The organism is Cryobacterium shii, from assembly GCF_004402595.1.
Classification (GTDB): Bacteria; Actinomycetota; Actinomycetes; order Actinomycetales; family Microbacteriaceae; genus Cryobacterium; species Cryobacterium shii.
This window is the reverse complement of the sequence record NZ_SOFY01000062.1, coordinates 1-25777: the sequence shown is the minus strand read 5'-3', so window position 1 is coordinate 25777 and position 25777 is coordinate 1. Positions and strand designations below refer to the sequence as shown.

24 protein-coding genes are annotated in these 25777 nt (G+C 68.4%); 10 read left to right on the top strand and 14 right to left on the bottom strand.

Annotation, left to right across the window (positions count from 1 at the left end; translation table 11 throughout):
• Window positions 1–36 precede the first annotated feature (36 nt).
• The 5 genes from E3O49_RS11495 to E3O49_RS11475 all read right to left on the bottom strand — a co-directional run bounded on the left by E3O49_RS11495 (window position 37) and on the right by E3O49_RS11475 (window position 4841).
• Window positions 37–1671: an AMP-binding protein gene (locus E3O49_RS11495; protein ID WP_241976244.1), complete on the bottom strand. Its 1635-nt coding sequence runs from the start codon at window positions 1669–1671 to the stop codon at window positions 37–39.
• Window positions 1668–2465, bottom strand: coding sequence for an enoyl-CoA hydratase/isomerase family protein (locus tag E3O49_RS11490; protein WP_198415957.1), 798 nt, complete (start codon window positions 2463–2465; stop codon window positions 1668–1670). Before E3O49_RS11490 ends, E3O49_RS11495 begins: the two co-directional genes overlap by 4 nt.
• 58 nt (window positions 2466–2523) lie before the next feature.
• The gene (locus E3O49_RS11485) at window positions 2524–3279 is read right to left on the bottom strand and encodes an amino acid ABC transporter ATP-binding protein (RefSeq protein WP_134365524.1); all 756 of its coding nucleotides are present in this window, start codon (window positions 3277–3279) and stop codon (window positions 2524–2526) included.
• A gap of 4 nt (window positions 3280–3283) precedes the next feature.
• Window positions 3284–3934 carry an amino acid ABC transporter permease gene (locus E3O49_RS11480; RefSeq protein WP_134365525.1) on the bottom strand — a complete coding sequence of 217 codons (651 nt, stop codon included), beginning with the start codon at window positions 3932–3934 and terminating at the stop codon, window positions 3284–3286.
• Window positions 3935–4007: 73 nt separating this feature from the next.
• Complete coding sequence (locus tag E3O49_RS11475; RefSeq protein ID WP_134365526.1) at window positions 4008–4841, bottom strand: transporter substrate-binding domain-containing protein; 834 nt, start codon at window positions 4839–4841, stop codon at window positions 4008–4010.
• A 172-nt stretch (window positions 4842–5013) separates the two neighbouring features.
• Here E3O49_RS11475 and E3O49_RS11470 point away from each other — a divergent pair, with 172 nt between their 5' ends.
• Window positions 5014–5436 (top strand): acyl-CoA thioesterase, encoded by a 423-nt coding sequence (locus tag E3O49_RS11470; protein ID WP_134365527.1) that lies wholly within the window; start codon window positions 5014–5016, stop codon window positions 5434–5436.
• A 288-nt stretch (window positions 5437–5724) separates the two neighbouring features.
• Here E3O49_RS11470 and E3O49_RS11465 read toward each other — a convergent pair whose 3' ends face one another.
• From E3O49_RS11465 to E3O49_RS11450, 3 genes are all read right to left on the bottom strand, one after another.
• Window positions 5725–6201, bottom strand: coding sequence for an OsmC family protein (locus E3O49_RS11465; RefSeq protein WP_134365528.1), 477 nt, complete (start codon window positions 6199–6201; stop codon window positions 5725–5727).
• Window positions 6202–6481: 280 nt separating this feature from the next.
• Window positions 6482–6883 carry an amidohydrolase family protein gene (locus E3O49_RS11460; protein ID WP_198415959.1) on the bottom strand — a complete coding sequence of 134 codons (402 nt, stop codon included), beginning with the start codon at window positions 6881–6883 and terminating at the stop codon, window positions 6482–6484.
• 451 nt (window positions 6884–7334) lie between these two features.
• A complete protein-coding gene (locus E3O49_RS11450; protein ID WP_160141097.1) occupies window positions 7335–8753 on the bottom strand; it encodes an HNH endonuclease signature motif containing protein in 1419 nt (472 codons plus the stop codon).
• A gap of 292 nt (window positions 8754–9045) precedes the next feature.
• On the opposite strand from E3O49_RS11450, the gene E3O49_RS11445 reads away from it, so the two are divergent.
• Window positions 9046–9855: a pentapeptide repeat-containing protein gene (locus tag E3O49_RS11445; protein WP_134365530.1), complete on the top strand. Its 810-nt coding sequence runs from the start codon at window positions 9046–9048 to the stop codon at window positions 9853–9855.
• A gap of 126 nt (window positions 9856–9981) precedes the next feature.
• Here E3O49_RS11445 and E3O49_RS11440 read toward each other — a convergent pair whose 3' ends face one another.
• The 4 genes from E3O49_RS11440 to E3O49_RS11420 form a co-directional block, all read right to left on the bottom strand.
• Entirely contained in the window at window positions 9982–11745 is a 1764-nt protein-coding gene (locus tag E3O49_RS11440; protein ID WP_198417492.1) for an ADP-ribosylglycohydrolase family protein, read from the bottom strand.
• Window positions 11746–12240: 495 nt separating this feature from the next.
• Entirely contained in the window at window positions 12241–13065 is an 825-nt protein-coding gene (locus E3O49_RS11435) for a nuclease-related domain-containing protein (protein ID WP_134402271.1), read from the bottom strand.
• Window positions 13066–13068: 3 nt separating this feature from the next.
• Window positions 13069–14898 carry a tetratricopeptide repeat-containing diguanylate cyclase gene (locus E3O49_RS11430; RefSeq protein WP_160141096.1) on the bottom strand — a complete coding sequence of 610 codons (1830 nt, stop codon included), beginning with the start codon at window positions 14896–14898 and terminating at the stop codon, window positions 13069–13071.
• Between the two features lie 89 nt (window positions 14899–14987).
• Complete coding sequence (locus E3O49_RS11420; RefSeq protein ID WP_134368322.1) at window positions 14988–15485, bottom strand: NUDIX hydrolase; 498 nt, start codon at window positions 15483–15485, stop codon at window positions 14988–14990.
• Between the two features lie 171 nt (window positions 15486–15656).
• Here E3O49_RS11420 and E3O49_RS11415 point away from each other — a divergent pair, with 171 nt between their 5' ends.
• Window positions 15657–15983 carry a cupin domain-containing protein gene (locus E3O49_RS11415; protein WP_134368323.1) on the top strand — a complete coding sequence of 109 codons (327 nt, stop codon included), beginning with the start codon at window positions 15657–15659 and terminating at the stop codon, window positions 15981–15983.
• A gap of 470 nt (window positions 15984–16453) precedes the next feature.
• Window positions 16454–16825, top strand: coding sequence for a glutaredoxin family protein (locus E3O49_RS18930; RefSeq protein ID WP_134368334.1), 372 nt, complete (start codon window positions 16454–16456; stop codon window positions 16823–16825).
• A gap of 87 nt (window positions 16826–16912) precedes the next feature.
• Here the strand turns inward: E3O49_RS18930 and E3O49_RS11405 are convergent, their stop codons facing one another.
• A complete protein-coding gene (locus tag E3O49_RS11405) occupies window positions 16913–17860 on the bottom strand; it encodes a TY-Chap2 family putative peptide chaperone (RefSeq protein ID WP_134451632.1) in 948 nt (315 codons plus the stop codon).
• Between the two features lie 216 nt (window positions 17861–18076).
• On the opposite strand from E3O49_RS11405, the gene E3O49_RS11400 reads away from it, so the two are divergent.
• From E3O49_RS11400 to E3O49_RS11375, 6 genes are all read left to right on the top strand, one after another.
• Window positions 18077–19138: a sigma-70 family RNA polymerase sigma factor gene (locus E3O49_RS11400; protein WP_160141095.1), complete on the top strand. Its 1062-nt coding sequence runs from the start codon at window positions 18077–18079 to the stop codon at window positions 19136–19138.
• A gap of 61 nt (window positions 19139–19199) precedes the next feature.
• Window positions 19200–19400, top strand: a complete 201-nt coding sequence (locus tag E3O49_RS11395) for a hypothetical protein (protein ID WP_134368331.1) — start codon at window positions 19200–19202, stop codon at window positions 19398–19400.
• A gap of 128 nt (window positions 19401–19528) precedes the next feature.
• The gene (locus E3O49_RS11390; RefSeq protein WP_134368330.1) at window positions 19529–20503 is read left to right on the top strand and encodes a ring-cleaving dioxygenase; all 975 of its coding nucleotides are present in this window, start codon (window positions 19529–19531) and stop codon (window positions 20501–20503) included.
• 9 nt (window positions 20504–20512) lie between these two features.
• Window positions 20513–21229 (top strand): alpha/beta hydrolase, encoded by a 717-nt coding sequence (locus E3O49_RS11385; protein WP_134451629.1) that lies wholly within the window; start codon window positions 20513–20515, stop codon window positions 21227–21229.
• A 7-nt stretch (window positions 21230–21236) separates the two neighbouring features.
• The gene (locus tag E3O49_RS11380; RefSeq protein WP_244285294.1) at window positions 21237–22472 is read left to right on the top strand and encodes a maleylacetate reductase; all 1236 of its coding nucleotides are present in this window, start codon (window positions 21237–21239) and stop codon (window positions 22470–22472) included.
• 26 nt (window positions 22473–22498) lie between these two features.
• The gene (locus E3O49_RS11375; protein WP_134368327.1) at window positions 22499–22933 is read left to right on the top strand and encodes a hypothetical protein; all 435 of its coding nucleotides are present in this window, start codon (window positions 22499–22501) and stop codon (window positions 22931–22933) included.
• Window positions 22934–23055: 122 nt separating this feature from the next.
• Here E3O49_RS11375 and ppsA read toward each other — a convergent pair whose 3' ends face one another.
• Window positions 23056–25446: a phosphoenolpyruvate synthase gene (ppsA, locus tag E3O49_RS11370; RefSeq protein WP_134405856.1), complete on the bottom strand. Its 2391-nt coding sequence runs from the start codon at window positions 25444–25446 to the stop codon at window positions 23056–23058.
• Between the last annotated feature and the right edge of the window lie 331 nt (window positions 25447–25777).

Sequence of the window (25777 nt, the reverse complement as noted above, 5' to 3'; positions counted from 1 at the left end):
TGTCCTGATTGCGCCCCACGGATGCGGGCTGCTTCTTCATTCATGCCAGCGCCCCTCCTTCGAGTCCCAGGCGCCGCGGAGCGATCCGGCCTGGGTCAGCTCGTGTTTCGCGACTCGTTCCGAGACGGTGCGCGGCAGTTCACGCTCGACCCGCCAGTATCTCGGAACCTTGAAGTAGGCGAGTTCGGTCGCGCAGCTCGCGGACACGCTGTCGATCAGGTCCACCGCGGAAGGGGCCGGGGCTGAAGGCACGAGGTAGGCCAGCACCTCCTCGCCTCGGAGCTCGTCGGGCACGGCGACGACGGCCGCCAGCTCCACACCGGGGTGGAGGACGAGGACCTCCTCGACCTCGATCGCGGAGATGTTCTCGCCGCTTCGCCGGATCATGTCCTTCGTGCGGCCGCGGTAGTAGAGGCGTCCGAGCTCGTCTCGCTCGGCGAGGTCGCCGGTGTGGAACCAACCGCCGCGGAAGGCCCGCTCGGTCGCCTCGGCATCCTCGAAGTAGCCGGTCATCAGCCCCGCTCCGCGCAACAGGAGCTGCCCGGTTTGGCCTACCGCGCAGGGGGCCCCCGAGTCGTCGACGACGAGGGCCTCACGATGGGATCGAGGCCGCCCGAGGCATCCGGAACCCAGCAACTCGTCGTGTTCGTCGACGTCGACGAACAGGTCGGCGCCGGTTTCGGTCATCCCGAACGCTTCGTACCACGGGGCGCCCCAGCGCTCTTCGAGGGCCCGGTGAATAGAGGCCGGGATGGCAGAGGCCTGCACCGCGCGAACGCGGTTGTTCCGGTCCTCGTCGCTCGGCGGCATCTTCAGCAGCAGCGTGGGCATGAGGCCGAGGCAGTAAAAGTAGGTGACCTGGAACTCTCGCACGCTCTGCCAGAAGGTGCTCGGGTGGAACCGGTCCAGAATGACCAGCTCGACCCCGGCGAGAAGTGCGCTCGCGACGTTCCACTGCGGATCGATGTAGTGGAACGGCTGCACGGTGAGCATCACGTCGGCATCCGTCAGGTGCGGGAAGTCGTGTTGGAGCGTCCAGGCGATCGACAGCCAGTACTCGTGCGGGAGAACACACCCCTTCGGCTTGCCCGTCGTGCCTGAGGTGAACTGGATGTTCGACGTGTCCCCAGGTTTCGCCTGGTCGAGTGGAGCCGCGGGCTCCCGCGGCGAGTCCCCTGATCTCCAACCGAGCAGAAGTCCCTCGAGCGAGAAGACTTTCTCGAGCAACGGGCACCGTTCCGCTACCTGCCCGGCCAGGGACAGGAACTCCTCCACCGTCAGGAAAGCCGTCGCCCCGGCGAGGGACGCGACGTGCGTGGCGTCGGTAAGACGGTAGTTCGTGTTCATCGGCACAACGATGGCGCCCAATCGCGCGAGAGCGAGCCAGGCCGCGGGGAACTCCAGTGTGTTCTTCGCCATCAGCACCACACGGTCCCCGGCGCCGATCCCGACCGCCGAGAGCTCACCGGCAAGGTATCGGGTGACGGCCTCGACCTCGGTGAAGGACAAGGTCTCGCCGGTGGCCCCGAACCGCCACGCGGTCCGATCGGCCCACCGCTCGGCCGCCCGGGTGATCAGGTCGCCGAGGTTGCCGACTCCGTCGATGTGAGCGTCCGCACACACGCCCTGACTGCCGGCCGCCCGAACGAGGTCGTCGCCTGAGTCGATCACTGACCGCTGCCCGCCGGCCTCGACCCCGTGGTGGCGAACTGGTCGCGGGCATCCGCGGCGTCTGCGGAGTCACCGGTCAAGAGGGCGTTCTGGATTTCGAGTTTCATCGCCGTTTCGACCTGCGGGCGAACGGCGCTCTCGAACGCTTCCTTCGCGAGCGAGAGGGCGCGGTGGGGCAGCGCCAGAAGACGTCGGGCAAGTTCTTCCGCAACGCGCAGGTGGTCACCGGGCGCTGTCACTCGGTTGATCAGGCCGAGCGACTTCGCCTTCTCGGCACCGAACGTCTCACCGAGCAGGATCAGTTCCTTGGCCATCGGCAGCCCGACGGCCTGAGGGAGAAGGTAGGAGATCCCCCCGGTGACGGACAGGCCCACCGAGACCTCCGGGAATCCAAACTGCGTCCCCGCATCCGCGACGATGAAGTCACAACTCAGGGCGAATTCCATTCCCGCGCCCAGGGCGTAGCCATGGACGGCCGCGATGGACACGGTGGCCGAGTCGCGCAGCAGTCGAGTGATGCCCTGCAGCGCGTGAAGGTGCTCGAGGGCTTCCGGCGAATCCGGGGGAAGCGTCTCTGCCTTGAGGTCATGCCCCGCGCAGAACGCCCGCCCGTCGCCGGAGATCACGGTGACCAGAGCGTGTTGCGCTGCCGCCTGGTCCAATGCGCGCTTGAGATCAGCAACGAGCTGGGGTGAAGCCGCGTTGAGCCGCTCCGGCCGGTGCAGTCGAATAAAGGCGATCTGGTCCGCCATTTCGAATGTCGCGAAATGCGTGGGTACGTCAGTGCCGGTCACGTGTTCATCCTTTGTCACGTCGTGTGTGTGAGTTGTCCGATGGTCTTGCTGCAACGGCTCAGCCATCGGCCTGCAACTTGCTGAGAAAGCTTCTGGCTCGGTCTGATGCCGGTGCGTCCAGAACGATCTCCGGCGGCCCTTCTTCGGCGATGGCCCCATCTGCCAGGAGCACGACATGGTCGGCAACCTGCCGGGCGAATCTCATCTCGTGTGTGACCACGACCATGGTCATGCCTTCGTCAGCGAGTTCGCGCATAACTTGCAGCACCTCACCGACCAGCTCGGGGTCCAGGGCCGAAGTCGGCTCGTCGAACAGCATGAGCTTCGGCGTCATCGCCAACGCACGCGCGATGGCGACGCGCTGCTGCTGACCGCCCGAGAGGGCGCTCGGGTAGCTGTTCGCCTTCTCACCGAGACCCACCCGGAACAGCAGCTTCGCGGCTCGATCATGCGCCTCGCTCTTAGACCGCTTGCCCACAACGACCTGCGCCATCGTGATGTTCTCCAACGCCGTGAGGTGCGGAAAGAGGTTGAACGATTGGAAGACCATGCCGACGTGCTCACGCATGTGGTTCAGGGAACGCTCCCGGTATTCGAGACGTACTCCGTCGATTTCGACGGTGCCCGACGTCAGGCGTTCCAGGCCGTTGATACACCTGAGCAGGGTGCTCTTGCCCGCGCCGGATGGGCCGATCAGCACGGCCACCTCGCCCGCCCGCACTTCGAGATCGACGTTATTGAGGACGACGTTGTCCCCGAACTTCTTTGTGGCTCCGGTGATCCGAACCCGTGGCTGACCATCAATTTGAGTCATTGTTCTAACCTCGCTTCTGGAAGTAGCGTTCGACCTTGCCGGCGAAGAATGTCATCGCGCCAACCATTGCCAGGTAATAGAGGCTGACGATCGCGTAGTAGGTGAGTGGCTGGAACGTTGCCGCGGACAAGCGCTGCGCGGTCATGAAGAGTTCATCAACGGTGATGAAGGATGCGACGGCGCTGTCCTTGAGGGACACGATCGCCTGGTTCACCAGCGCCGGGACAACGACGCGGAGAGCCTGCGGTGCGACCACCCTGCTCATGGTGGCCACCCTGCTCATGCCTAGTGAACGAGATGCCTCGACCTGGCCGTTGTGAACGGAGTTGATGCCCGAGCGGAAGATCTCAGCGACGTAGGCGGAGCTGTGCACGCTCAGCCCGATTGCCGCGGCCGTGAAGGCATCCACTTTGAAAACGGAGACGATGCCGAAGTAGATGACGAAGAGCAAGGCGATGAGGGGTATCCCTCGGACGACGGCCAGATATCCGGTCGCGAACCGTGAGAATGCCGGGATGCTGCTCATCTTCATGGCCACGATGATTGCGCCGAGGATGACCGAAAAAACGAGCGTGAGTGCGGTGAGGCCAATCGTCACCGACAGGCCCTTGAGCAATGCTGGCGAACTGGCAATCAGGGCGTTCAGGAATTCCAATGGGTCTGCTTTCGTTCGGTGCGAGAGAAGAAACTGGGTTGCTGCCCGGTGGAGGGCAGCAACCCCACTTCTGCTAGCTGATGTCGGTCGCGAACCACTTCATGCTGATTTTTTTGTAGGTGCCGTCGTCGTGCATCGTCTTGAGCGCAGCGTTGATCGCGCTGAGGAGCTTGGGGTTGTCCTTGCTCACCGGGATCGAGGCGACGTCGGGGAAGAGGACGTCGCCCACAGCCTCGGCCTTGAGTCCGGCAGACTTGGCGAGGAACCGGCCCATGAAGCCCTGAGTGATGACAGCGTCAACACGGCCGGCCTCGAGGTCCCTGAGCGCATCGATGTCGGCCTGGTAGGTCTTGACCTCACCGACGCCGTCGAGGCCGTGAGCGAACTCTTCAAACGTCGTGCCCAGGGCCACTCCCACCTTGGCATCCTTGAGGCCGGTCACATCCTTGATCGAGGACCCCTTGGCCACGAAGAGCTGGGCGCCGGTGGAGTAGTACGGGTCAGAGAAGTCCACCTCCTTCTTGCGCTCATCCGTGCTCGCCATTGAGCCGATGATGGCGTCGTAGCGGTTGCCGACCAGGCCGGCGATGAGGGTGTTGAATGCGCCCGTGACGGGTGCTGCCTCGAGGCCGAGCTCTTTGGCCACCGCGGTGCACACGTCGACGTCAAAGCCGACGAGCTTGTTGGACTCATCGTAGAAATTGAAAGGGCGGTATTCGCCACTCATTGCGCAGGTCAGTTTTCCTGAAGCGACGACACTGACGGATTTGGGCTTGTCGGCGGCCGAGGCCGCGTCCGCGCCCGCGGCGGTTGGAGCGCAAGCGCTCAGGGAGACGAGCAGAGTGGCGGCCATCGTCGCGCCGAGGATGCGGCGGTGCATCGCGGAGAGTTGGTGTCGCTTGGTCATGGGGTCACTACTTTCTGTCCAGGTGCAGGGGGAATAGAGAGGAAAGCCGTGCAAGGGTCTAGAACGTATTCTTCGATCGATCGATCGATCGAATCAAGGGTTGATTTACCATATAGTCGAAATACGGTTCCGGCAAGACAAATTTTTCCGGGCCCCGAACCGGAGGAGTGCCATGACTTATGAAAACCGTTTCGACCTGTCGCTACGCTGGGCCGACATGGACGTTTACCGCCACGTGAACAATGTCGAGTTCTTCCGCCTCCTCGAAGAAGCCCGCGCTCGACTCTTCCTCCGGTCGGATGACGCATCCGAGATACTGGCCGGCGGCATCGTCGTAGCGAGTCAGCGCCTCGACTACCTGCGCCCGCTCCCTTATCGCACCGACCCCGTCACAGTCGGCCTGACCATAGCCGCGATAGGGCGGTCTTCCTTCACCCTGGACTGCCGGGTCTTCGACTCAGGTGAAGGCGCGGAGGATCGTGTGTACGCAGCCGGCTCGGTGGTGATGGTTGCCTTTGATGAGCAGGCGGAGCGGCCGCGTGCCCTGCAACCCACGGAGCGCTCCTGGCTGGAGCGTCGGAGTCAGACTGCCTGACCCAGGACCCGTTCGACACTCGCGGCCGGAGCGAGTCGCCGGCCGGTCCGGCTGTCAGGAAGAGGCCCTCGATCTGCGGCGGCGATCGCCAGGGCCATCAAGGACCTCGCTGCATATTGGGCCGCCGGAAGTCGGCAACGGCGCCGCAGCCATGGCGGACGCCAGGGCGGTGCGGTTTTCAGCCTGACGGGTCCCAAATCGACTTTCAATCGCCTCGGGAAGGTCGAGTTAGGACCCCTCACGGCGGGCTGAACGGATGCCTACCGGCCCGGCCCACGGCATCCGTCGCTACACAGAGGCGAGGGCTTCCTCCAGCTCTGCCGGAGCAGGGAGTCGCACGATGACGGGGGTTGCGTTGCCCAGGTTGTCCGAGACGGGGCAGCGAAGTCCGGCCAGGCGGAGTACCTCGTCGAGTTCGGCGGTGCTGGCGTCTGAATCGAAGTCGGCGGTGAGCTCGATGCCCTGGAATCCCGCCCGGTTTTCGGTGGGCAGCGCCATCAGCCGCGAGGGGTCCAGCTCGCCCTTGACCGTGAGCCGCAACGACCGCACATCAACGCCCTGCTCTTTGGCGACGAGATGGATGACGACGTTCATGCAGCCGGCGAGGGAGGCTAGGGCGTATTCGACCGGATTGGGCCCGGCGTCCTCACCTCCGAACATGGCGGGCTCGTCGATGATGAACGAGAAATCCCGCACCGAAACTGCGAGCTTGGTCGGCGATTCCGAAGTTCCCGTGACGGTGACCTTGAGTGGCTTGACGGACATGTGTTCTCTCCTCTGAGAAATGCACTGCCGCCCTCAGCGAGAACGCCAGCGCCCTTTCAGGCTACGCCCATGCAACACGGAGAAACGACGATTGGAGGCGCCCGACCGGGCAGTCACCGGCCCCGCTCAGCCGCCTTCTGCACAGGAGCCCCCTGCTCAGCCGTGCGAACCAATTCGACGGAGATTTTGGGCCGATGTGCTCTGACAGCCGGAAAATAGCTGCTTTAGGCACATTCTCGCGAGAATCTCCGTCGAATTCGTTAGGGGGCTGGGGCGGGAGCTACCCCGCGCACCACACCCCGGACTGCATGGTCGCCGTGACGCGCAGCCCGGCGTCGAGCACGATCAGGTCGGCGCGGTTGCCGGCGGCGAGGCGTCCGCGGTCGTGGAGGCCGACCATGTCGGCCGGGTTCTGGGTGGCCGCCTGCACCGCCAGGTGCAGCGGCACGCCGGCGATGTGCACGGCGTAGCGAACCGCTGCGCTCAGGGTGAGCACTCTGCCGGCGATCGTGCCGTCGGTCAGACGCGCCTCGCCGTCGGCGACGTGAACGTCGAGACCGCCGAGCTTGTAGTCGCCGTCGTGCGCGACGGTTGTACCGGCTGCGGCCATGGCATCCGTCACGAAGACGGGCCGCGAGGGGCTCTCGATGATGAAGCGCACCACGGCGGGGTGCAGGTGCACGCCATCGGCGATCAGCTCGGCGAAGACGTTCGGGCCTTTCAGCAGGGCGGCCAGGGCCGGACTCCCGGTGGTGCATCGGGCGCATGGCGTTGAAGACGTGCGTGCCGGCCGTAGCCCCGGCGGCGATGGCCTGCCGGGTCAGGTCGTACGTCGCATCCGTGTGCCCGATCGCAGCCACGGCCCCGGTGCTGACACTCCTCGGCCGCAGCGAAGAACCCGGCTACCTCGAGAACTACGGGCCGATCGACCCCGACACCGCCCGCGACCTCGCCTCGCGAGCGCCGAGCTTCACCCGCATCCTGATCCATCCAGAGACCGGCATCTTGCTCTCGGTCGGCCGGGGTGAGGGTGGGCGGGGTCATGAGGTGACTTTAGCGAACGGCCGGGCCGGGCATCCGTCTCGCGGTGCGCGGATTTGTCGCCCGGGTCCGGTGTTGGGGATAGCGCCTGGTCAGAAAGGGGCGTCGTCGGGCAGCGGTGGCCGGGCGAGCCTGAAAGGCCGGGGCGAGCCGGGACCGATCTGGGCTCTGACCTCGGCGGCAACGGGAGCGCCAACCTGACCACCACCCGCGGCGCCAACCGGAGCGCCAACTTGAGCAGCAGTCTGGGCGCCAACGGGGGCACCAACCTGGGCGGCAGCGGAGGGCGCACCCGGTGGGGCGATCCAGGTGGCCGGTTGAGTCTCGAAGTCGCGCCCGGTGGGTGAATTCCAGATGAGGATGCCGCCCGGCTTCTGCTTCACCGTCCACGACGTCTCGGTTTTCAGGGTCTGGCTCGACCGCCAGAGGTGCGCGAGGTTATCGTCGGCGGTTTGGCCGAGGTCTTGCCACTCCCGGCTGTGGTCCAGGTCGGCGCCGCGCGCGGGCTGGTTGCAGCCGGGGAAGCGGCAGGTTTCGTCTCGGAGGCGGAGGAAGCGTCGCATCCGTTTGGGTACCTTGTAGCTGTGCCGGCCGACCGAGAGCACGATGCCGGTCTCTGGATGGATCAGGATGCGGGTGAAGCTGGGCGCTCGCGAGGCGAGGTCGCGGGCGGTGTCGGGGTCGATCGGCCCGTAGTTCTCGAGGTAGCCGGGTTCTTCGCTGCGGCCGAGGAGTGTCAGCACCGGGACCGTGATCTGGACGGTGGCTCGGATGCCCGCCGCGAGTCCGGCCGGGGTGACCCCGTCGATCAGCAGGTCACTGAGCACGTCCGTGCGCAGTTGGGTCAGAGAGCGCTTCTCCTCCGGCCCCTGCAGGCTGCGGGCGGTGTCGTTCGCCCGGTTGAAGATGGCATGCACGGTCTCGGTGCTCGTGGTCAGGCTCAGCGTCGCCATCCCGTCGGTCTCGGCCTGCAGCCAGGACGTGCGTTCCGAGAAGGATTTCTCCTTGCGGGCGGCGATCGATTCGGGGTGCAGGCGTTCCCGGAGCATCCGTGCCTGGTGTTTGAGTTTGGCCGCCGTCAGGGTGCGCGCGGCGGGGAGCAGCGACTGCTCGAAGGCCGGCAACGCGTCGGCGGGCACCGAGCAGGCCTGGCCGATCACGGCCTGGGCGTGCTGGTAGCTGATCTCACCGGCGTGCAGCGCGGCGAGGGTGCCGGGGAGATCTTCGACCAGGGCCCGTGACTCGGCGATCAGGTTCTCGGCGGTGGGTTCGGGGATGCGCAGGGTGCACGCCAGTTCGCTCGAGAATTCGCGGTGGGCGATCTCGTGCGGGTCCCACCGGGAGTTTGCCCTGCGTGGAGTGTTGGCGGCGTTCGCCTCGCTGAACCGGCGCGCCTCGTCAATCATGTCTGCCCTCTTCGCGGCGTCCCGCGCGAGACTCCGGTGCACGGCGGCGATCGCGTCGAATCGCGTGCCGAGCTGCGCCTGAGAGATGCTCACCGAAGAGGTCATGCCCATCACATTAGGGGACACCACTGACACCCGGTCGTGGTCCAAAATAGGTGCGAATAGGCTGGTCAAATTTACATTGTGGAGGGATGGCGGGGAAGGGGGGAACACAAGGCCGGCCCGTAACGACCAGCCCACCGCGGCATCGCCAAGGTGAGAGACTTGAACATCGACGGGCCCAGGCTGGCAAAGCCAAAGCAAGCGTAGCGACGTGCACCCAGGGCGCACGGCCGGGAAAAGCTCAACGTGCGCGTCGCTCCCGGATGACCGCGAAGAACCGCAGTAGCCTTCCCGCATGAAAGCGAGCGATTCTCAGCAGTCCGTGACCGCTAAGGGGGTCAGAGGCGTCCTGGCTAGCCCGCCCTGGTTGGTGCGCGATGTCGTGGTCGCCCTCGTCGTCGGGATAGCAGCCGGCGTCATCTCCGGGCTCCTTACGACCGAGGCGCAGCGGGACATTGATGACCAGCGTTCGGATCGCGAGCGTGCAGCCGCTGAGACGCTGGCGGGTCAGTCCTACCGGCTGGAGAACCTTCGATTCGTGCGAGACCGGTCCTCAGACGACGCTCGCGGACGCCCGTACAACGGTTTAGACCTGCAGGGAATGGAATTGAGCGGGCTCTCCCTGACGGGCGCGGACTTCAGAAACGCGAATCTCAATGCAGCGGCCTTTCGCGATTCGGACCTCCGCGGAGCCGACTTCGCGTACAGCGACATCGGTGGCACGGACTTTTTCGGTGCGAAACTAACGGGCGCCGCATTCGTTCGCACAGAGTTTGACCGTAAGCACGGGCCTGCCTTGACTTTCTTCGCCGCCACGCTGGTCCACGCCAAGTTGATGGAGATGAAAATCGTCGACGTAGACCATGCAGATCTCACTGAGGCGATGCTTTACGGCTCGGACCTCACTGAGGCCAGCTTCATCGACACGAATCTCACGGGAGTTTGCTACGACGTGGGTACGACGTGGCCGAAAGACTTCAATCCACCGCCGACGGGTGACCCCAAGGCCTGCGGTCGGGGCCATGTGACCGATTTCTTCGCGGCTCGGGGTACTGCGATTCCTGATGAGTACCTTGGGCCGGGCAGCGATTTCGACACGGAATAGGCAGCGAGCGGATGCCACGCCGCGCCTTGAGGGGTCCCAAATCGACCTTCAATCGCCCCGGGAAGGTCGATTCGGGACCCCTCACGGATTCGGCCGAGTGTCAGCCGCGGACGCCGGCGCGAACCGTCAAGGCTGCCCGTTCAGGGATCCGGCGACGGCTCCCGCTCCGGGAAACGGCAGCGTCGTCGGCGGCGTCGGAAGCGTTCGAAGCGGCGTCGTCGGCGTCGGCAGCGGCGGCGGAACCAGCTCGCGCAGGAAGGTGACGTTGGGATTGGCGTTCGGCAGGGCATCCGTCACCTCGCGCAGCGCCTGCTCGATCGGCACGCCCCGGTGCCTCGCCGCGTAGAGCGCCCCGACCGTGGGCGTGCGGCTGATCGCCTGCACACAGTGCACGAATACGGTGCGACCCTCCGCCCGCAGCGCCGCGATCGCGTCGACCGTGTCCTCGAGCACGAAGGTGAGGTTGGGGTTGGCCCGCGGATCGACCTCGTCGACCAGCCAGACCGCGACCCGATTCTCGGCACGGATGCGATCAGGCACCTGGCTGCGCCCGACCCGGCAGAGCGACACGACGGCGTCGATCTCGGCCGGGAGGTCGTCGAGGATACCGACTGCGCCGAGCCAGACACCGTCGTCGTGCGGGTGCCGCACCAGGGTGGAGATGTCGCCGGAGGTGGCGTAGGCGAGGTGGTCGGCGGTGGGCCAGGTGGTCGCGACGCGGTCCTTGCGCGCGCGACGGTCGAGCACGGCCGGGTCTCGGCGCTCGGGGGCACCGGCTTCGCGCCGGTCGGGGGTGGCCGGGTCGCGGCGCTCGGGCAGGTCACCGTTGCGGCGTGATCGTCCGCCGTCGGCGCGCGCGGCCAGCACGCCCTGCCGCACCAGCTCGTCGGAGCGCAGCCCGTTCGGCCAGCCGTGCACGATCCGGCGCCACGCGGCCGGCACCGCGGATGCCCCGTAGCGGCCCCCGAGCAGCCCGCCGGCGATCGCGGCGACCGTGTCGGTGTCGCGGCCGCCGCGCACGGCGAGTTCGAGCGAGTGCCGGAGGTGGGCGGCGGGGGTGCCGGCCGCGGTGGCGGTGGCGGTGGCGGTCTCGGCCGCGGTCTCGGCCGCGGTGGCGGTCTCGGCCGCGGTGGACGCAGCGACGACGGTCTCGGCCGCGGTGGCCGCAGCTGCGGCCTCGCGGCCCGGAAGCGTGATCGCTGACCAGGCGCCCTGCAGCGCTTCCACGACCCAGCCGTTGCGGCTGAAGTCGGAGGGGCTTCCGGCCTCGGCCACGACGAAGCGGGATTCCCAGAGCTCGCGGCGCTCGGGCGGAAGCGCGCCTAGACCCACCCGGACGTCGAGGGTGCCCTCGAGCACCGCGTGCCGAATTGCCAGGCACCAGAGCACGCAGGCGTCGCCGGCATCCGTCTCAAAATGGGTGAGGTCACTGACGGCGCGGGCGGCGCCGGCGAGCGCGACCGGGTCGTCGAGGTAGGCCAGCGCCACCGGGGCGGTTCGCATCAGCGAGCCGTTGCCGCCGCTGCTGCCGTGCGTCTCGTGGTGGGCGCGGGCGACGATGCGCACCGCGGATGCGGTGAGCTCGGTTCGGGAGAGCACCGCGCGCAGCTGGTTGCCCACGTCCGGCGCCGTGCGGGCCCAGTCGACCCAGACGGCCACGATCCCGTCGAGCACCGCTTCGTCGCGGAGGTCCTGGCCGGCGGCGATCGCGTTCAGGATCGGAACGGCCATGGAGGTGTCGTCGGTCCACTCGCCGGGGGCCCAGTTGAACCCGCCGCCGCCCTTCATCGTGACGGAGGCATCGGCCGCGAGGGGCGGGCCGAATTCGTAGCCGGCACCGAGGGCATCGCCGCAGGCCATGCCGAGCATCACGCCGGCGGCGCGATCCAATTGAGCAGACGTACGTTTCAAGCGTTCCCCCGGGTAAGGTCCGTTGGGGGCATGCAGTGAGCCGTGGCGTGCCCGCGACAACGCCGTCGCCGGATGCTGCTCGGGCTCATTCCCCCCATATGAGAATACGGGCGAAATGCGGGTTGCTGCTCCGCCTTCTTCGAGGGACAGCGGCGCCCGACCGGCCGTGATCTGCCGGCGGTGATCTGCCGCGAGGGGAAGCTGCCGGGTGGGCGCGGCGCATCCCGGCCAGCCTCGCTCACCGGCGCCGCGGGCCCCGTTGGCGCGGTGGGTTGTGGCTAACTCAGGTGATTCCCCAGAAAACAGGCCGAAACCGGCCGGATTCGGGCATTCCGAAGTGGTTTTCCTGAGTTGGCCACACGGGAGCTCCGTGCCATTGGCTTGGCGGGCATCGGGGGGCTACTGCCCCCGGGCCGCTGCCCCCCGGCCACCGCGGGACGGCCGCGGGACGGCCGCGGGACGACCACGTGACGGCTACGGGTTCGTGGCGGAGCCCATGAAGGCGGTCAGGACCGCGGTCAGCAGGGGCGGTCCGACCGAGACCGCCACGGCCGCCGCCACGACGGCGCCCAGTAACTTCCACAGGGTGCGCCGCACCCTGGCCTGCCGCACCTCGGCGTCGAGGACCGCGAACTGCGCGAACGGATGCTCCGTTGGCGGGAATACCGGGGTCGGCCAGGTCGCGGGGTCATCGATGATCGCGGCGAGGTTCGCCAGCTCGGCGGGTCCCATGGAGACGGGCTGCGTGATCAGCCAGCGCCGCAGCCCGGGAGCGGTGACGACCTTCACCCGTTCCGGCGTGGACTTGACGGTGAGCGACTTCGGGTTCACGAGCGCGATCACGGGCTGGGCGGCCGCGAGGCGCGGCATCCGTTCTCGCAGCAGTTTGGTGACCCGGTCGGCCTCGTGCTCGGCGTTGCGGATGTGGGGAACCCGGTGGCCGGAGACCATCAGGGTGCGGCCGGCGACCCAGACGCCCTTGCCGGAGTGGTTCTTGGTGTTGAGGGTGAAGAGGCCACCGGGGCCGATGACGAGGTGGTCGATGTCGGCGCCCTTCTTGCCGATCGGCAGGGCGTGGAAGGCCGTCCAGTCGGGCGGAAGCGTGGCGAGGATGCCGCCGACCTCGAGTTCGCCCTTCGCGCCGAGGTACCAGCTGACGCTGTCGTCGCCGAGCGGGGAGTAGCCGAAGAGCCGGCTGAAGCCGTTGCGGGCCGGCGTGGTGCTCTGCTGCCGCAGCAGTTCCTCGATCACCGATCGGGCCGCGCGCTGCTCACCCATGGTCGGGGTCTGTGACGTCATGGCTCAGGCGGCGACGACCCGGTCGCGGCCGCCGTTCTTGGCGGCATACAAGGCCGCGTCGGCGCGAGCGAGCCACTGCGCCACGCTCTCCGAGGTCTGTCGGGCGGCCAGACCGACGCTCGCCGTGCAGGCCAGTCCCTCGGCCAGGTCGCCCCAGGCGAACCCGCGCACCGAGGCGATGAGGCGTTCGCAGACTTTTTCGGCCTGCGCGGGGCTGGTGTCGGCCAGGACGAGCAGGAACTCCTCGCCGCCCACGCGCACGGCCAGGTCGCTTTCGCGGGTGACGCCCCGCAGCAGGGTGGCCATCTCGGCCAGGACCTGGTCGCCGATGCCGTGCCCGTGGACGTCGTTGACCCGTTTGAAGTGGTCCATATCGATCATGGCCGCGCACAAGGGCTGGGCCAGATCCTGCGCACGATCCATCAGGTTGGGCAGCTCGCGGTCCAGCGCCCGCCGGTTCGGCAGCCTGGTGAGCGGGTCGGTGTTGGCCTGCTGTTCCAATTCCTCAGCACGGATGCGCAGCATCTCCGCCTCGAGCTGCGAACGCTCCGCCTCATGGTTGGCCTGCTCGATCCCCATGGTATTGATCAGCATCTGGGACTGGATCTCGGCCGTCTGCGTCGTCATGTTCAACGTCAGGGCGTGCAGCTTCTCGTGGTGCGCCAGGGCTCGCTCGAAGCGCCCGCTTTCCTTGTGCATCTCGAACAGAGATTCGTGCAGCCGGATCAGAAGGGGCGGGTCGTTGTCGAGAGAGGGGTCGGCGAGCTGGGCTTCCATCATCGCGGTGGCGTCGTCGAGGTGGCCCTCGGCCCGCACCACCTCGGCCAGCTGTGCGTCGTTGTTCACCTCGAGATTGTGAAAACCGTTGACGTTCGCCAGCGCCTTGGACCGGCCGGCCTGCTCACGGGCCTCGTCGTGCTCGTCGAGCTCGATCAGGATGCTGACGAGGTTGGTGAGGGCGATGGTCTCGAAGAAGGTGTGCCCCTGGGCGTGGGCGACCGCAACCGCCTCCCGCACCAGGGACAGACCCCAGTGCAGCGTCGGAGACGGGTTCAAGCCCTGGACGCGCTGAACCCGAGCGGCCTCCAGGCAACTGTCGGACAGGTTGTTCAGGGCGACGAAGTTGACTTCGGGGTCGTCGAGGGTGCGGGACAGGGCCAGTGCCTGACGGCCAAGCTCGACTCCGCGCGCGAGGTCGCCCATGGAGCCGTGCACGGTGGAGGACCGGCTGAGCGCCCAGAACTCGGCGGTCGTGTTGCCGCAGTCCCGGGCGGCTTCGATCGCGGCCAGGACGTGTTGAAGTGCCTGCTCCTTCAAGCCCGTGTCGGTGAAGGCCAGCGCCAGGGTACAGTGCACCTTCGACTGCCGGAGCAGGTCGCCGCTGCTGGTCAGGGCTTCCAGCGCCAGGAGGCCCTGTTGCACGGCTTCCTTGAAATCCCCCAGCCGCAGCCGGTGCAGCGCCAGCAGTTCGCGCACTTGCGCCTGCTGCACCGCGCTCGCATCCGGTCGCGCCAGGATTTCCTCGGCCTGGGCGGCGCCCTCACGGTGGCGCCCCTCGGCGCTCGACCGTTCGCAGGCACGGAGGAGGTCCTCGACCGTCGGGAGAACGACTGTCGCGAGGGCGGAGGGGGTCCGGAGCGGTTTCGCGAATGGTTTCGCGAGCGGTGTCGGGAGCGGTGTCGGGAGCGGTGTCGCGAGCGGTGTCGCGAGCGGTGTCGGGAGCGGTGTCGGGAGCGGTGTCGCGAGTGCCGGATCGGCCGGCAGGGTCGACACCGAGTTCAGGACCGGCGCCGACGTGGACACCATGTCACCCACCACCTCTTTCGAGTTCACGTTCAGTCCCCCAGCGGCCTTCTCTTACACCGAACCTAGCAGCGGTCTCCGACACCGGCCGGAATATTTGCGACCCCCCAAAGGGGCCGTCACTCGCCGCCGGTCACCGTGTCTCCGGGGCACACCCGCTGTTCGAGCGCGTCGAGCACGACGACCTGTCCGCGCACGAGCCTGGCGCGGGCATCCGTTGCCGTGAACCAGCGGGCGTCATCTATTTCAGGGAAGTCTCGCACCCGCCCCGAGCCGCGGGGCCACTCGAGCGGGAACGTGTTGCTGATGATGCGGTCGACCCGAAAAGCGGCGTCGGCTTCGGCCGTGAAGACCGTGATCACCTTGCCGGACGGCTGTCTGAACTCCCCCAGTTCGGCGTAGTCGACCTCCGGAGCGGGCACGCCGACCTCCTCCTCGAACTCGCGCTTCGCCACGGCGAAGGGGTCTTCCCCGGCGGCGTATTCGCCCTTGGGGATCGACCACGCCCGCTCGTCCTTGTGCGCCCAGAACGGCCCGCCCATGTGCGCGATCCAGACCTGCAGGGCCCCGGCTTCCGTGACGCGGTAGAGCAGTATCCCGGCACTGAGTACGGTCATCGGCATCCTTCCCCCTGATTCTGCGTGCTTCTGCGGGCGCTCCGGGCGGGCGCGGGCCCGTCGAACCATGATCCGCTCGCGGCGCAAGTTGGGGAAGCCGGCGGGGGATAGAACCTGCGCCGGCGGAGGGAAGGTTCGCCGCGGCATCCGTGGAGGACTACCGTAACGGGCATGGCCACCTCACCCCCGCCCCTCACCTTTGCCTCGAATGTGCGTGCCGACGCCGTCGTCGAGCCCGGCGGTCTGGGCCACACCCGGGTGCTCAACTCCCCCGGTGTTCGCGTGGTCGTGCTGACATTCGAGTCGGGTCACGTGCTGAAGCAGCACACGGCGCCCACGATCCTGCTGATGCAGGCCCTCGACGGATGCCTTCGGGTCACCGCCGGCGGAAAGGTCACCCGGCTCGTGCCCGGCGCACTGCTGCGCCTCGACGCCGGGCTGCCGCACGAGGTCGAGGCGCTCGAGGAGTCCCGGCTGATGCTCAACATGTTCGGCTGACTCGGGGCATCCGTCGCCGCACGCGCCGCGCGACGCTCGCGCCGCCCGCCGCCTCGCCCTTGCCCCGCCTCACCACCTGCCCCGCCTCACCGCCTGCCCCGCCTCGCCGCCTGCCCCGCCTCACCGCCCGCCCCGCCTCACCACCTGCCCCGCCTCACCACCTGCCCCGCCTCACCGCCCGCCCCGCCTCGCCGCCTCGCCGCCGCCGCCTCGCCGCTCGCCGCCCATCCGTCGCCGCCCATCTCGCGCCGAGCCGTGAGTTCGGCCCCACTTTTGGCAAAAAACACGAGCCATACTCACCGTTCGGCGGGATGGTGTGGGGCGGGAGTGGCTAACGGGACGGGAGTGGTGGGCGGGGGGAGGAGACGAGCGGTGGGCGGGGGGAGGAGACGAGCGGGGGGTGGGCGGTGGGGGGAAAGAGACGAGCGGCGTGCAGGGGAAGAGTCAGCGGGGCCGCTTACGATGAACGGATGACCGACCACGCCGCTCCCGCAGTCACCTCCGCCGCAGACACCGCCGCCCTCGCTGACGACGCAGCCCTCGCAAACACCGCCGCCCTCGCAGACGCCACCACCGCCACCTCCACCTCCGACTCGCGCATCACCATGTTCGGCGCGGACTGGTGCGGCGACTGCCGCCGCTCGAAGAAGCTGCTCGACGTGCTGAACATCGACTACGACTATGTCGACCTGCTCCTCGTGGAGGACGGCGCCGACCGCGCCCACGCGATCAGCGGCCGCACGCAGATCCCCGTGATCACGTTCCCCGACGGCACCCACGTCGTCGAGCCGAGCGACTCCGCGCTGCACGCGAAGCTGACGCAGCTCGGCCGCATCGGCTGACCCGCAGGCACGGCTGCTGACCCGCCAGGGACGGCTGCTGACCCGCCAGGGACGGCGCCCGACCACTCAGGTGCGGACCCTGACCGATCAGGGCAGGTAGGGGCCCAGCACACCCGCCGTCGTCAGGGCGAGTTTGCGGTCGGTCCGCTCGTACAGGGGCATCAGCTCGGTCGCCCCGGCGGCCGTATGGATGACCCCCGCCGCGTCGAAGATCGCGACCGGCTCAAGGTCGCGCAGCAGCGCCCAGAACGGCTGGAAGAAGTAGACGCTGCGGCTGCCCGCCTCGAACTCGAGCAGGGTCGCCGCCACATACTCGGCCCGCGCCCGGACGGTCGTCGGAAAGTCGCGGAAGTACTCGCATCCGGGGTCGTCGGGGTCTTCGTCGTGCAGCATCGGCGCCGGCACCGCATACCACTCGTGCCGGTCATTGATCGCGGTGGCGAGCGCGCTCGCGAGCACCCGGTAGGCCAGTGACCGCGGGGTCGTGACCGGAACGACCTTCGGGATGCCGAGACCGGTCGCCACCTCGATGCGCCGGACGATCTCGTGCGGGTTGAGCGCGGCCAGCATCTCGATCCAGCTGATCTTGTTGACGACCCCGTTGACCAGGAATTTGCAGCCGCCCACGAGGTCCCACTGGATGCTCATGCCATCCTGCTCGTCGTGCACGATCACCAGTCGGGCGGCCTCATCGACCTCGACTCCGGAGATGCGCAGATGCGGATGCCGCCGCACCAGTTCGCTCGCGATCCACCAGATCTGCGCGGTGAGGAACCGGTCAGCCGGCGGGTTGTACTCCTCGTAGCCGTCCTCGTCCTCGCGGTCGCCGTCGCGCTCCTCGTCGTCGTCGGCCTCGTCGCCCTCGCGGTCGTCGTCATCGTCGGCCACGTCGACGGCGTCGCCGAGAGCATCGCCGGCGTCGAAGCGGTCGCGCGAAACGAACGTGGTTTCGGGGTCGAATTCGTCGTCGTCGACGAAATTGTCGCCATAATCGAAGTTGTCACCGGAGTCACCGGGTTCTGCATTGCTCATCATGCGTTCCCTTCTCACGATGCCGGACGCCCGCTCAACCGGACAGCCCTCCTCATAGTCACCCCATTGGCCGGTCTCCGAAACGCCCCATTCGGGTCTGCCGCCCTGCACACGGGCGCGTACTCTGCCCACACCCTGCACAGGCGACCACGGTGCCGGGTTTCGCACAGCCTGAAACGGATGCCCCGGCCCGGGCCGGCCCCGTCCTACCGTTCCGGCATGGATATCCGAAAGCCCCGTCCCGCCCGCCGCGCAGCCGCCGACTCCGCGTCCACCTGCGTCACGGCTTACCTGAAGAAGATCGGGCGGGTGCCGCTGTTGACCGCGGCGGAAGAGGTCGAGGTGGCCAGGCGGATCGAGGTGGGGCTGCTGGCCGCGGACAGGCTCACGCGGCTGGGCACCACCGGCAGCGACAGTAGCAACGGCACCACGGAGAGCAGCGAGAGCAGCGAGACCGCGTCGCTGCGCGAGGAGCTCCGCTGGCTCGCCGGCGACGGCGCCCGGGCGGTGGAGCACCTGATCTGCGCCAACCTGCGCCTGGTCGTCTCGGTTGCCCGGCACTACGTCGGAGGCGGCCTGGAGTTTCCGGACCTGATTCAGGAGGGCAACGTCGGTCTGATCCGAGCGGTGGAACGCTTCGACTTCGCCCGGGGATTCAAGTTCTCGACCTATGCCTCCTGGTGGATCCGCCAGTCGATCTCCCGGGCACAGGCCGACCAGTCCCGGGCCATCCGCCTCCCGGTGCAGACCGCCGACTCCCTCCTTCTCATCGCCCGCGAGGAGCACGCGATCCGGCAGCGCCTCCGCCGGGACGGCACCAACCAGGAGCTCAGCCGCGCCACCGGTCTCACCCGCAACCGGGTCGTGGCGCTGCGGGAGCACGCGCGTGCGCCCCGCTCCCTCGACGCCCCGGTCTGGGTCGACTTCGGCAACGGCCCCGAGCCCATGCCGTTCGGCGACACGGTCAGTGACGCCCAGGCGATGGATCCGGCCGACATCGTGGGCCGCACCCTGCTGTTGGAAGGGCTGGAGTCCAGGGTGTCCGCGCTCCCCGGCCGCGAGGAGCGGGTGCTCCGGATGCGGTTCGGCCTGGGCTGCGAGCGCCCGCGCACCCTGCGCGAGGTCGGAGCTCTTCTCGGAGTGACCCCGGACCGGGTGCGGCAGATCGAGGTGAGGGCGATCGCCAGGCTGCGACATCCGTCGAACGCCTCTCCCCTGGACGGCGGAGGTTCGGCGGGATGCTGGACGGAATGCTTGACGGTGGAAGATCTTCGAGCGTAGCGTCGGATTGTTGCCCCGGACCCCGGCAGCGGGTCTGACCGCGCCGGCTGAGGGGGTTCACATGTTCGGGAACGCGGATGCGAAACCGCCGACCACTGCTGCCGCTGGCGTCCCAGCCGGTTCGGTCGGTCCGGACGGCGACCAGGCCGAGTTTCAGGCGCCGCCGGAGCGCAGCCAGAACGACGATGCCGACGCGAACGCGCAGACGATGACGGCGTGGCTCGCCGACCTGCCGTCTCAGTGCTGGGACCTCGGCGAGTAGCCCGGAGCCCGGAGCCCGGAGCCCGGAGCGTCGCGCGGGAATGAATCCCGAGAAACATGTGTTTGCATAGAAGTCACCGCGACACGACATCGCAGCCAGCCCCGTCGGGCCCGCCAGAAAGGGATTCCATGACTCCGCAAACATCCGGACTGCACCACGTCACCGCCATCGCGGGTGCGCCGCAGCGCAATATCGACTTCTACGTGACCGGCCTCGGCCTTCGGCTCGTCAAGAAGACCGTGAACTTCGACGACCCGGGCACCTACCACCTCTATTACGGGGATGACGCGGGCCGCCCGGGATCGCTGCTTACCTTCTTTCCGTGGACAGGCATCGCCAGCGGACGCCCCGGCTCCGGCCAGTCCACTTCGACGGCGTTCTCGGTGCCGGCCGGCAGCCTCGGCTGGTGGGCGGACCACTTCAAGGGCCTCGGTGTCGAGTCCGAGTTCGTGCGCCGCTCCGCCGACGAGGAACGGCTCTCCCTGCGCGATCCCGACGGCCTGCAGCTCGACCTGGTGGCCTCGTCGACGGTCGATCCGCGCAATCCGTGGGACTCGGCATCCGTGCCTGCCGAATACGCCGTGCGCGGCCAGCACTCCTCGGTGCTCACCGTCGCCGACCCAACCGGCACCGTCGAGGTGCTCACCCGCGACCTCGGCATGCACGTGATCGAGGAGACCACCGACCGCATCCGGGTCGGCGCGGGCGACGGCGCCCCCGGCAACATCGTGGACATCATCGCCGACCCGAACGGCCAGGTGGGCCTGACCGCCGGCGGCAGCGTGCACCACATCGCCTTCCGCGTGCCCGACAAGACCACCCAGGAGCAGTGGCGCCAGGAGCTCGTCGAGCGCGGCTACGGGGTGACGGCGATCCTCGACCGCCAGTACTTCACGTCGATCTACTTCCGCGAGCCGGGCGGCGTTCTGTTCGAGATCGCAACCGACACCCCCGGCTTCGACATCGACGAGCCACTGCTCGAACTGGGCCGCTCGCTCAAGCTGCCGCCGTGGCTCGAGCCCAGCCGCGACCAGATCGAGCGCGCCGTCGTGCCGATCACGCTGCCGGCCGAGAACAACCCCGCCTCCGCGACGGTCGGCTAGAGAACACCGATGAGCGATCACACAGCCGCCGAAGCGGCCACCGGGCTGCCCGCCGATCAGACCCCCGGCCTGACCGTTGGCACGCCCGCCGGCCTGCCCGACCTCGACTGGCCGCACGTCTACCGGGCGGGCTCGCCTGCGGCCCCGGTGCTGCTGATGCTGCACGGCACCGGCGGCAACGAGCAGGAGATCGTGAACCTCGCCGATGCACTCGACCCGGATGCGACCGTGCTCGCACCCCGCGGCCGGGTCACCGAGGGCGGGATGCTGCGCTGGTTCCGGCGGCTCGCCGAGGGCGTGTTCGACGTCGACGACGTCGTGCGCCGCTCCGGCGAGCTGGCCGGTTTCATCGCCTGGGCCCGGCAGCGCTACGACCTCGGCGAGCGCCGCCTGATCGCCGTGGGCTTCTCCAACGGGGCGAACATCGCCCTGGCCACGGCCCTCCTGCACCCCGAGGCCCTCGACCGGGTGATCGCTTTCTCGGGCATGTTCCCGCTCGACGACCGGGAACTCGGCACGGACCTGCCACGCACCTCGGTGCTGCTGCTGAGCGGCCGCACCGACCCGATGGCCCCGCTCGCGAGGGCCGTGCGGGTGGCCGGCGTGCTCACCGCACGCGGCGCCCAGGTCGACCACGAGCTGCGAGACGGCGGGCACGGCATCGCCGCAACGGATGTCGCCGCCGCCCTCGCCTGGCTGGCCCGCCCCGCGCAGACCGGCGCCTAGCCACCCCGTGAACACGCAGCCCCCGCAGCCCCCGCTCGATTTCGAATACCGCACCCAGTCGCAGCGCGTGCTCTTCGGCACCGGACGGGCCGCCGAGCTGCTCGCCCGGGTGCTCGCCGAGCCCGGCGGTCTGCCGGGCAGCGCGAGCACCTCCGGCAGCACGAACGCCTCCGGCAGGACCAGCACCCCCGGCAGCGACGCCCCGCGCGTGATGGTGATCGCGAGCCGGCGCGAACTGGAGCGGTCGACCGGGGTGCTCGGCGGCATCCGTCCGGCCGCGATCTTCGACGACGTCGTACAGCACGTGCCGGTCGAATCGGCCGAGCGAGCCCGCCAGGCCGCCCGGGACGCCCGGATCGACGTGCTCGTGCCGATCGGCGGCGGGTCGGCGATCGGCCTGGCCAAGGCGGTCGCGCGGGCCGAGGGCCTGCCGATCGTTGCGGTGCCCACGACCTACTCCGGGTCGGAGGCCACCGCCGTCTGGGGCCAGGTCGAACACGGGGTGAAGACGACCGGTTTCGATCCCCGGGTGCTGCCCGGCACCGTGATCTACGACGCCGAGCTCTCCCGGGCGCTCCCCCGCGACCTCAGCGTGTCCAGCGGGCTCAACGCCCTCGCGCACGGCATCGACGCGCTCTGGGCCCCGGGCAAGAACCCGGTCAGCAGCACGATTGCCGCCGAGGCGATCCGGATGCTGGCGCACGCCCTGCCGCTCATCGCCGACGACCCCGGTGACCTGGCCGCGCGGGAGGAGGCCCTCTACGGCGCCTACCTGTCGGCGAGCGCGTTCTCGAGCGCGGGCTCGGGCCTGCACCACAAGATCTGCCACGTTCTCGGCGGCACGTTCGGACTGCCCCACTCAGAGACGCACGCGATCGTGCTGCCGCATGTGGTCGCCTTCAACGTGCCGGCCGCGCCCGAGGCAGAGGCGCTGCTCGCCCGTGCGCTCGGGGCCGCGGCTGCCGCCGCCGACCTGACTGAAGTGCCCGGCCCAGCCGGAACACCGGCCGAACCGCCCACCGCCGTCGAGTCGCTGGTCGCCCTGAGCGACCGCCTGCACGCGCCGACCGCGCTGCGGGACTTCGGTTTCCGGGAGGAAGACATCACCCGGGCGGTGGCGCTGATCGTGCCCGCGGCGCCGCCGTCGAACCCGCGCCCGGTCACCCCGGAAGCCCTGACCCGGCTGCTGCACGACGCCTGGAGCGGCGACGCCCCCGTTTCCCCGGGTGCCCTCCCGCGCTAGGCTGCCAGCGAAAAAAGGGAGACAGTATGAGCAACGCAGAGCACGGAACAGACAACGACGCCGGCGGCAGCAGCACCTCACCCGGCACGAACGAGGCCGGCAGCACCGGAACCGGCGGGACCCAAACCGGCGGCACCGAGGCGATCGTCCCGGTCCCGCACGCGGCCGGGCAGTCCTCCGAGCAGCGAGCACGCAAAGCCGAGCAGGAGTCTCGGCTGCAGCTCCTCCGCAGCAAGGCCGCGGTGGCCCGGTCCGAGGTGGACGCAATGGCCGCGATGCGCCTCGACCCCGAAACGCTGGAGGACCTGCTCATCAACGCCACCCCGAGCGAGGCAGCTCGCCTCCGCAAATCCGAGCACGCGATCAGCGAGCGCGTGGCCGAGGCCCGCGCCAGGGCAGACGCCGCGGAGGCGGAATACGAACAGGCCGTGCTCGACGAGTTCGACGAGGCCGAGCGGTAGCGCAGCCCGGGCGACGACCGGCATCCGCCGGCGGCGCCCGCGACATCCGGCATCCGTCGGCGCAGCACCGTCAAGGAGCTGCGCCGACGCAATGTCAGCGCCGCGCTGTCAGCGCCGTACGCCTACGCCGTGTCGAGCTCCTGCTCGGCCTGGGCGATGTGGGAGACCGTCTTGAGGAAGCTGTCCGGGTTGAGGGAGATGGAGTCGATGCCCTGCTGCACCAGGAAGGCCGCGAAGTCGGGGTAGTTGCTGGGCGCCTGGCCGCAGATGCCGATCTTGATTCCGGCGGCGTGGGCCTTTCTGATTGCCTCGCTGATCATCCATTTCACGGACTCGTCGCGTTCGTCGAAGAGGGCGGCGAGGTCTTCCGCGTCACGGTCGACGCCCATCACCAGCTGGGTCAGGTCGTTGGAACCGATCGAGAAGCCGTCGAACCGGGTCGCGAACTTCTCGGCGAGGATGACGTTGGCCGGGATCTCGCACATCATGTACACCTGCAGCCCGCGCTCGCCCCGCACCAGCCCGTTCTCCGCCATCGCCGCGATCACCTTGTCGGCTTCGGCGGTGGTGCGGCAGAAGGGCACCATCACGATCACGTTGGTGAACCCGATCTTCTCGCGCACCCGCTTGATCGCCCGGCACTCGAGGGCGAACCCCTCCCGGTAGCGGCGGTCGTAGTAGCGCGACGCGCCCCGGAAGCCGAGCATCGGGTTCTGCTCCGAGTGCTCGAAGTCCATCCCGCCGATGAGGTGCGCATACTCGTTGGTCTTGAAGTCGCTCATCCGCACGATCACCGGGTTCGGGTAGTACGGAGCGGTCAGCTTCGCGATTCCCAGCGCGAGCGCCTGCACGAAGTACTCCTTCGGGTCGAGGTAGCCGCGGGTGAGTTCGTGGATCTGCTTCTGCGCGGCCCGGTCGGTGACCCGCTCCGGATGCACCAGCGCCATCGGGTGGATCTTGATCAGGTTGTTGATGATGAATTCCATCCGGGCCAGACCCACGCCGGCGGCCGGCAGCCGCCACCATTCGAAGGCCGCGGCGGGGCTGGCGATGTTGACCATCACCTTGGTGCGGGTCTCGGGAACCTCGCCCAGGTCGATCTCCTCGGTCTCGAAGGCCAGGGCTCCCGCGAAAACGTAGCCCTCGTCGCCCTCGGCACAGGAGATGGTGATCAGCTGGCCATCCGTCAGCTCGCTGGTGGCATTACCGGTGCCGACGACGGCCGGCACACCGAGCTCCCGGCTGACGATGGCGGCGTGGCTCGTGGGGCCGCCATGGTCGGTGACGATGCCGGCCGCGCGGGTCATGATGGGCACCCAGTCCGGGTCGGTCATCTCGGTGACCAGGATGGCGCCGTCGATGAACTTCTCGATGTCGGCCGGGTCCTTGATCACGCAGGCCGTGCCGGAGGCGATGCTGTCGCCGATCGCGACCCCGGTGACCAGCAGCGGACCCCTCTCGCTCAACCGGCTGACCGTGAACTTGGTTCCGCTGGCCTGCGACTGCACGGTCTCGGGCCGGGCCTGCACCATGAACAGCTCCCGGGTCAGGCCGTCTTTGGCCCATTCCATGTCCATCGGCCGGTCGTAGTGGTTCTCCACGATCACGGCCCAGCGGCCCAGCTTCACGATTTCGGCGTCGGTCAGCACGAACGACTGCCGTTCCCCGTCGGGGGTGTCGACCATGCGGGTGCGGGCGCTGCCACCCTTGGCGTAGACCATCTTGCGGGCCTTCTCGCCCAGGGTCTTCTCCACGATCGGGGTGCAGCCGGGCTGCTCCAGCAGTTCCTTGAAGACGAGGTACTTGTCGGGGTTGACGGTGCCCTGCACCACGGTCTCGCCGAGCCCCCAGGAGGCGCTGATCACGGCGACGCCCGGGAATCCGCTGTCGGTGTCGATCGAGAACATCACCCCGGAACCGCCCAGATCGGAGCGGATCATGCGCTGAATTCCGATCGACAGCGCCACCTCCAGGTGGTCGAAGTGCTTGACCTCCCGGTAGCTGATCGCCCGGTCGGTGAACAGCGACGCGTAGCAGCGGCGGCAGGCGTCGAGCAGGTCACGCTCCCCGGACACGTTCAGGAAGGTCTCCTGCTGACCGGCGAAGCTGGCATCCGGCAGGTCCTCGGCGGTGGCGCTGCTGCGCACGGCCACCGGCAGATTGGGGTGCCCGGCCTTCTCCGAGAGTTCACGGTACGAGGCACGGATGCCGTCGGCGATGTCCGCGGGAAACTCACCCCCCAAAAACAACTCGCGCAGCACGTCGCCGGTGGCCCGGAGCGACGCGTGGCCGGCATGGAACAGGTCGAGTTGGTGGCGCATCGCCGGTTCGATCCCGTTTGCCGTGACGAAGGCCCGGTAGGCGTTCGCGGTGGTCGCGAACCCGTCGGGCACCTGCACGCCCGCGCTGGAGAGATTGCGCACCATCTCCCCGAGTGAAGCGTTCTTACCGCCGACCTGCGGAATGTCCGCCAGACCGATTTCGTTGAACCAGACCACGCTGCTCTCGAGCATTGTTCTCCCACCATCGGCGGGCTCGCAAAATTGCTGACTCTGCCCGGTGCTGGCAACCTACTGCGGGCCGCGGAGGCCTGCTAGGTGCACCCGACCAGGTGAGGCCGGGCTCGCGTCCGAGTCTGAATCGGAGTCCGCGTCCCTCTGGTGCCGACTCCGCCCGCGAACGGATTCGACGGAGATTTTGCCCAAATCGGCCCCCGACAGCCCGAAAGAGTGGTTTTACGACAAGATCTCGGCTCTCCTGCTGCATCTGTGGGTCTTTCGGAGCGCCTTAACGGCCGCACGCCGCTTCCTGTCTAGGTTTCTGACTGTCAAGGAAAGAAACTTT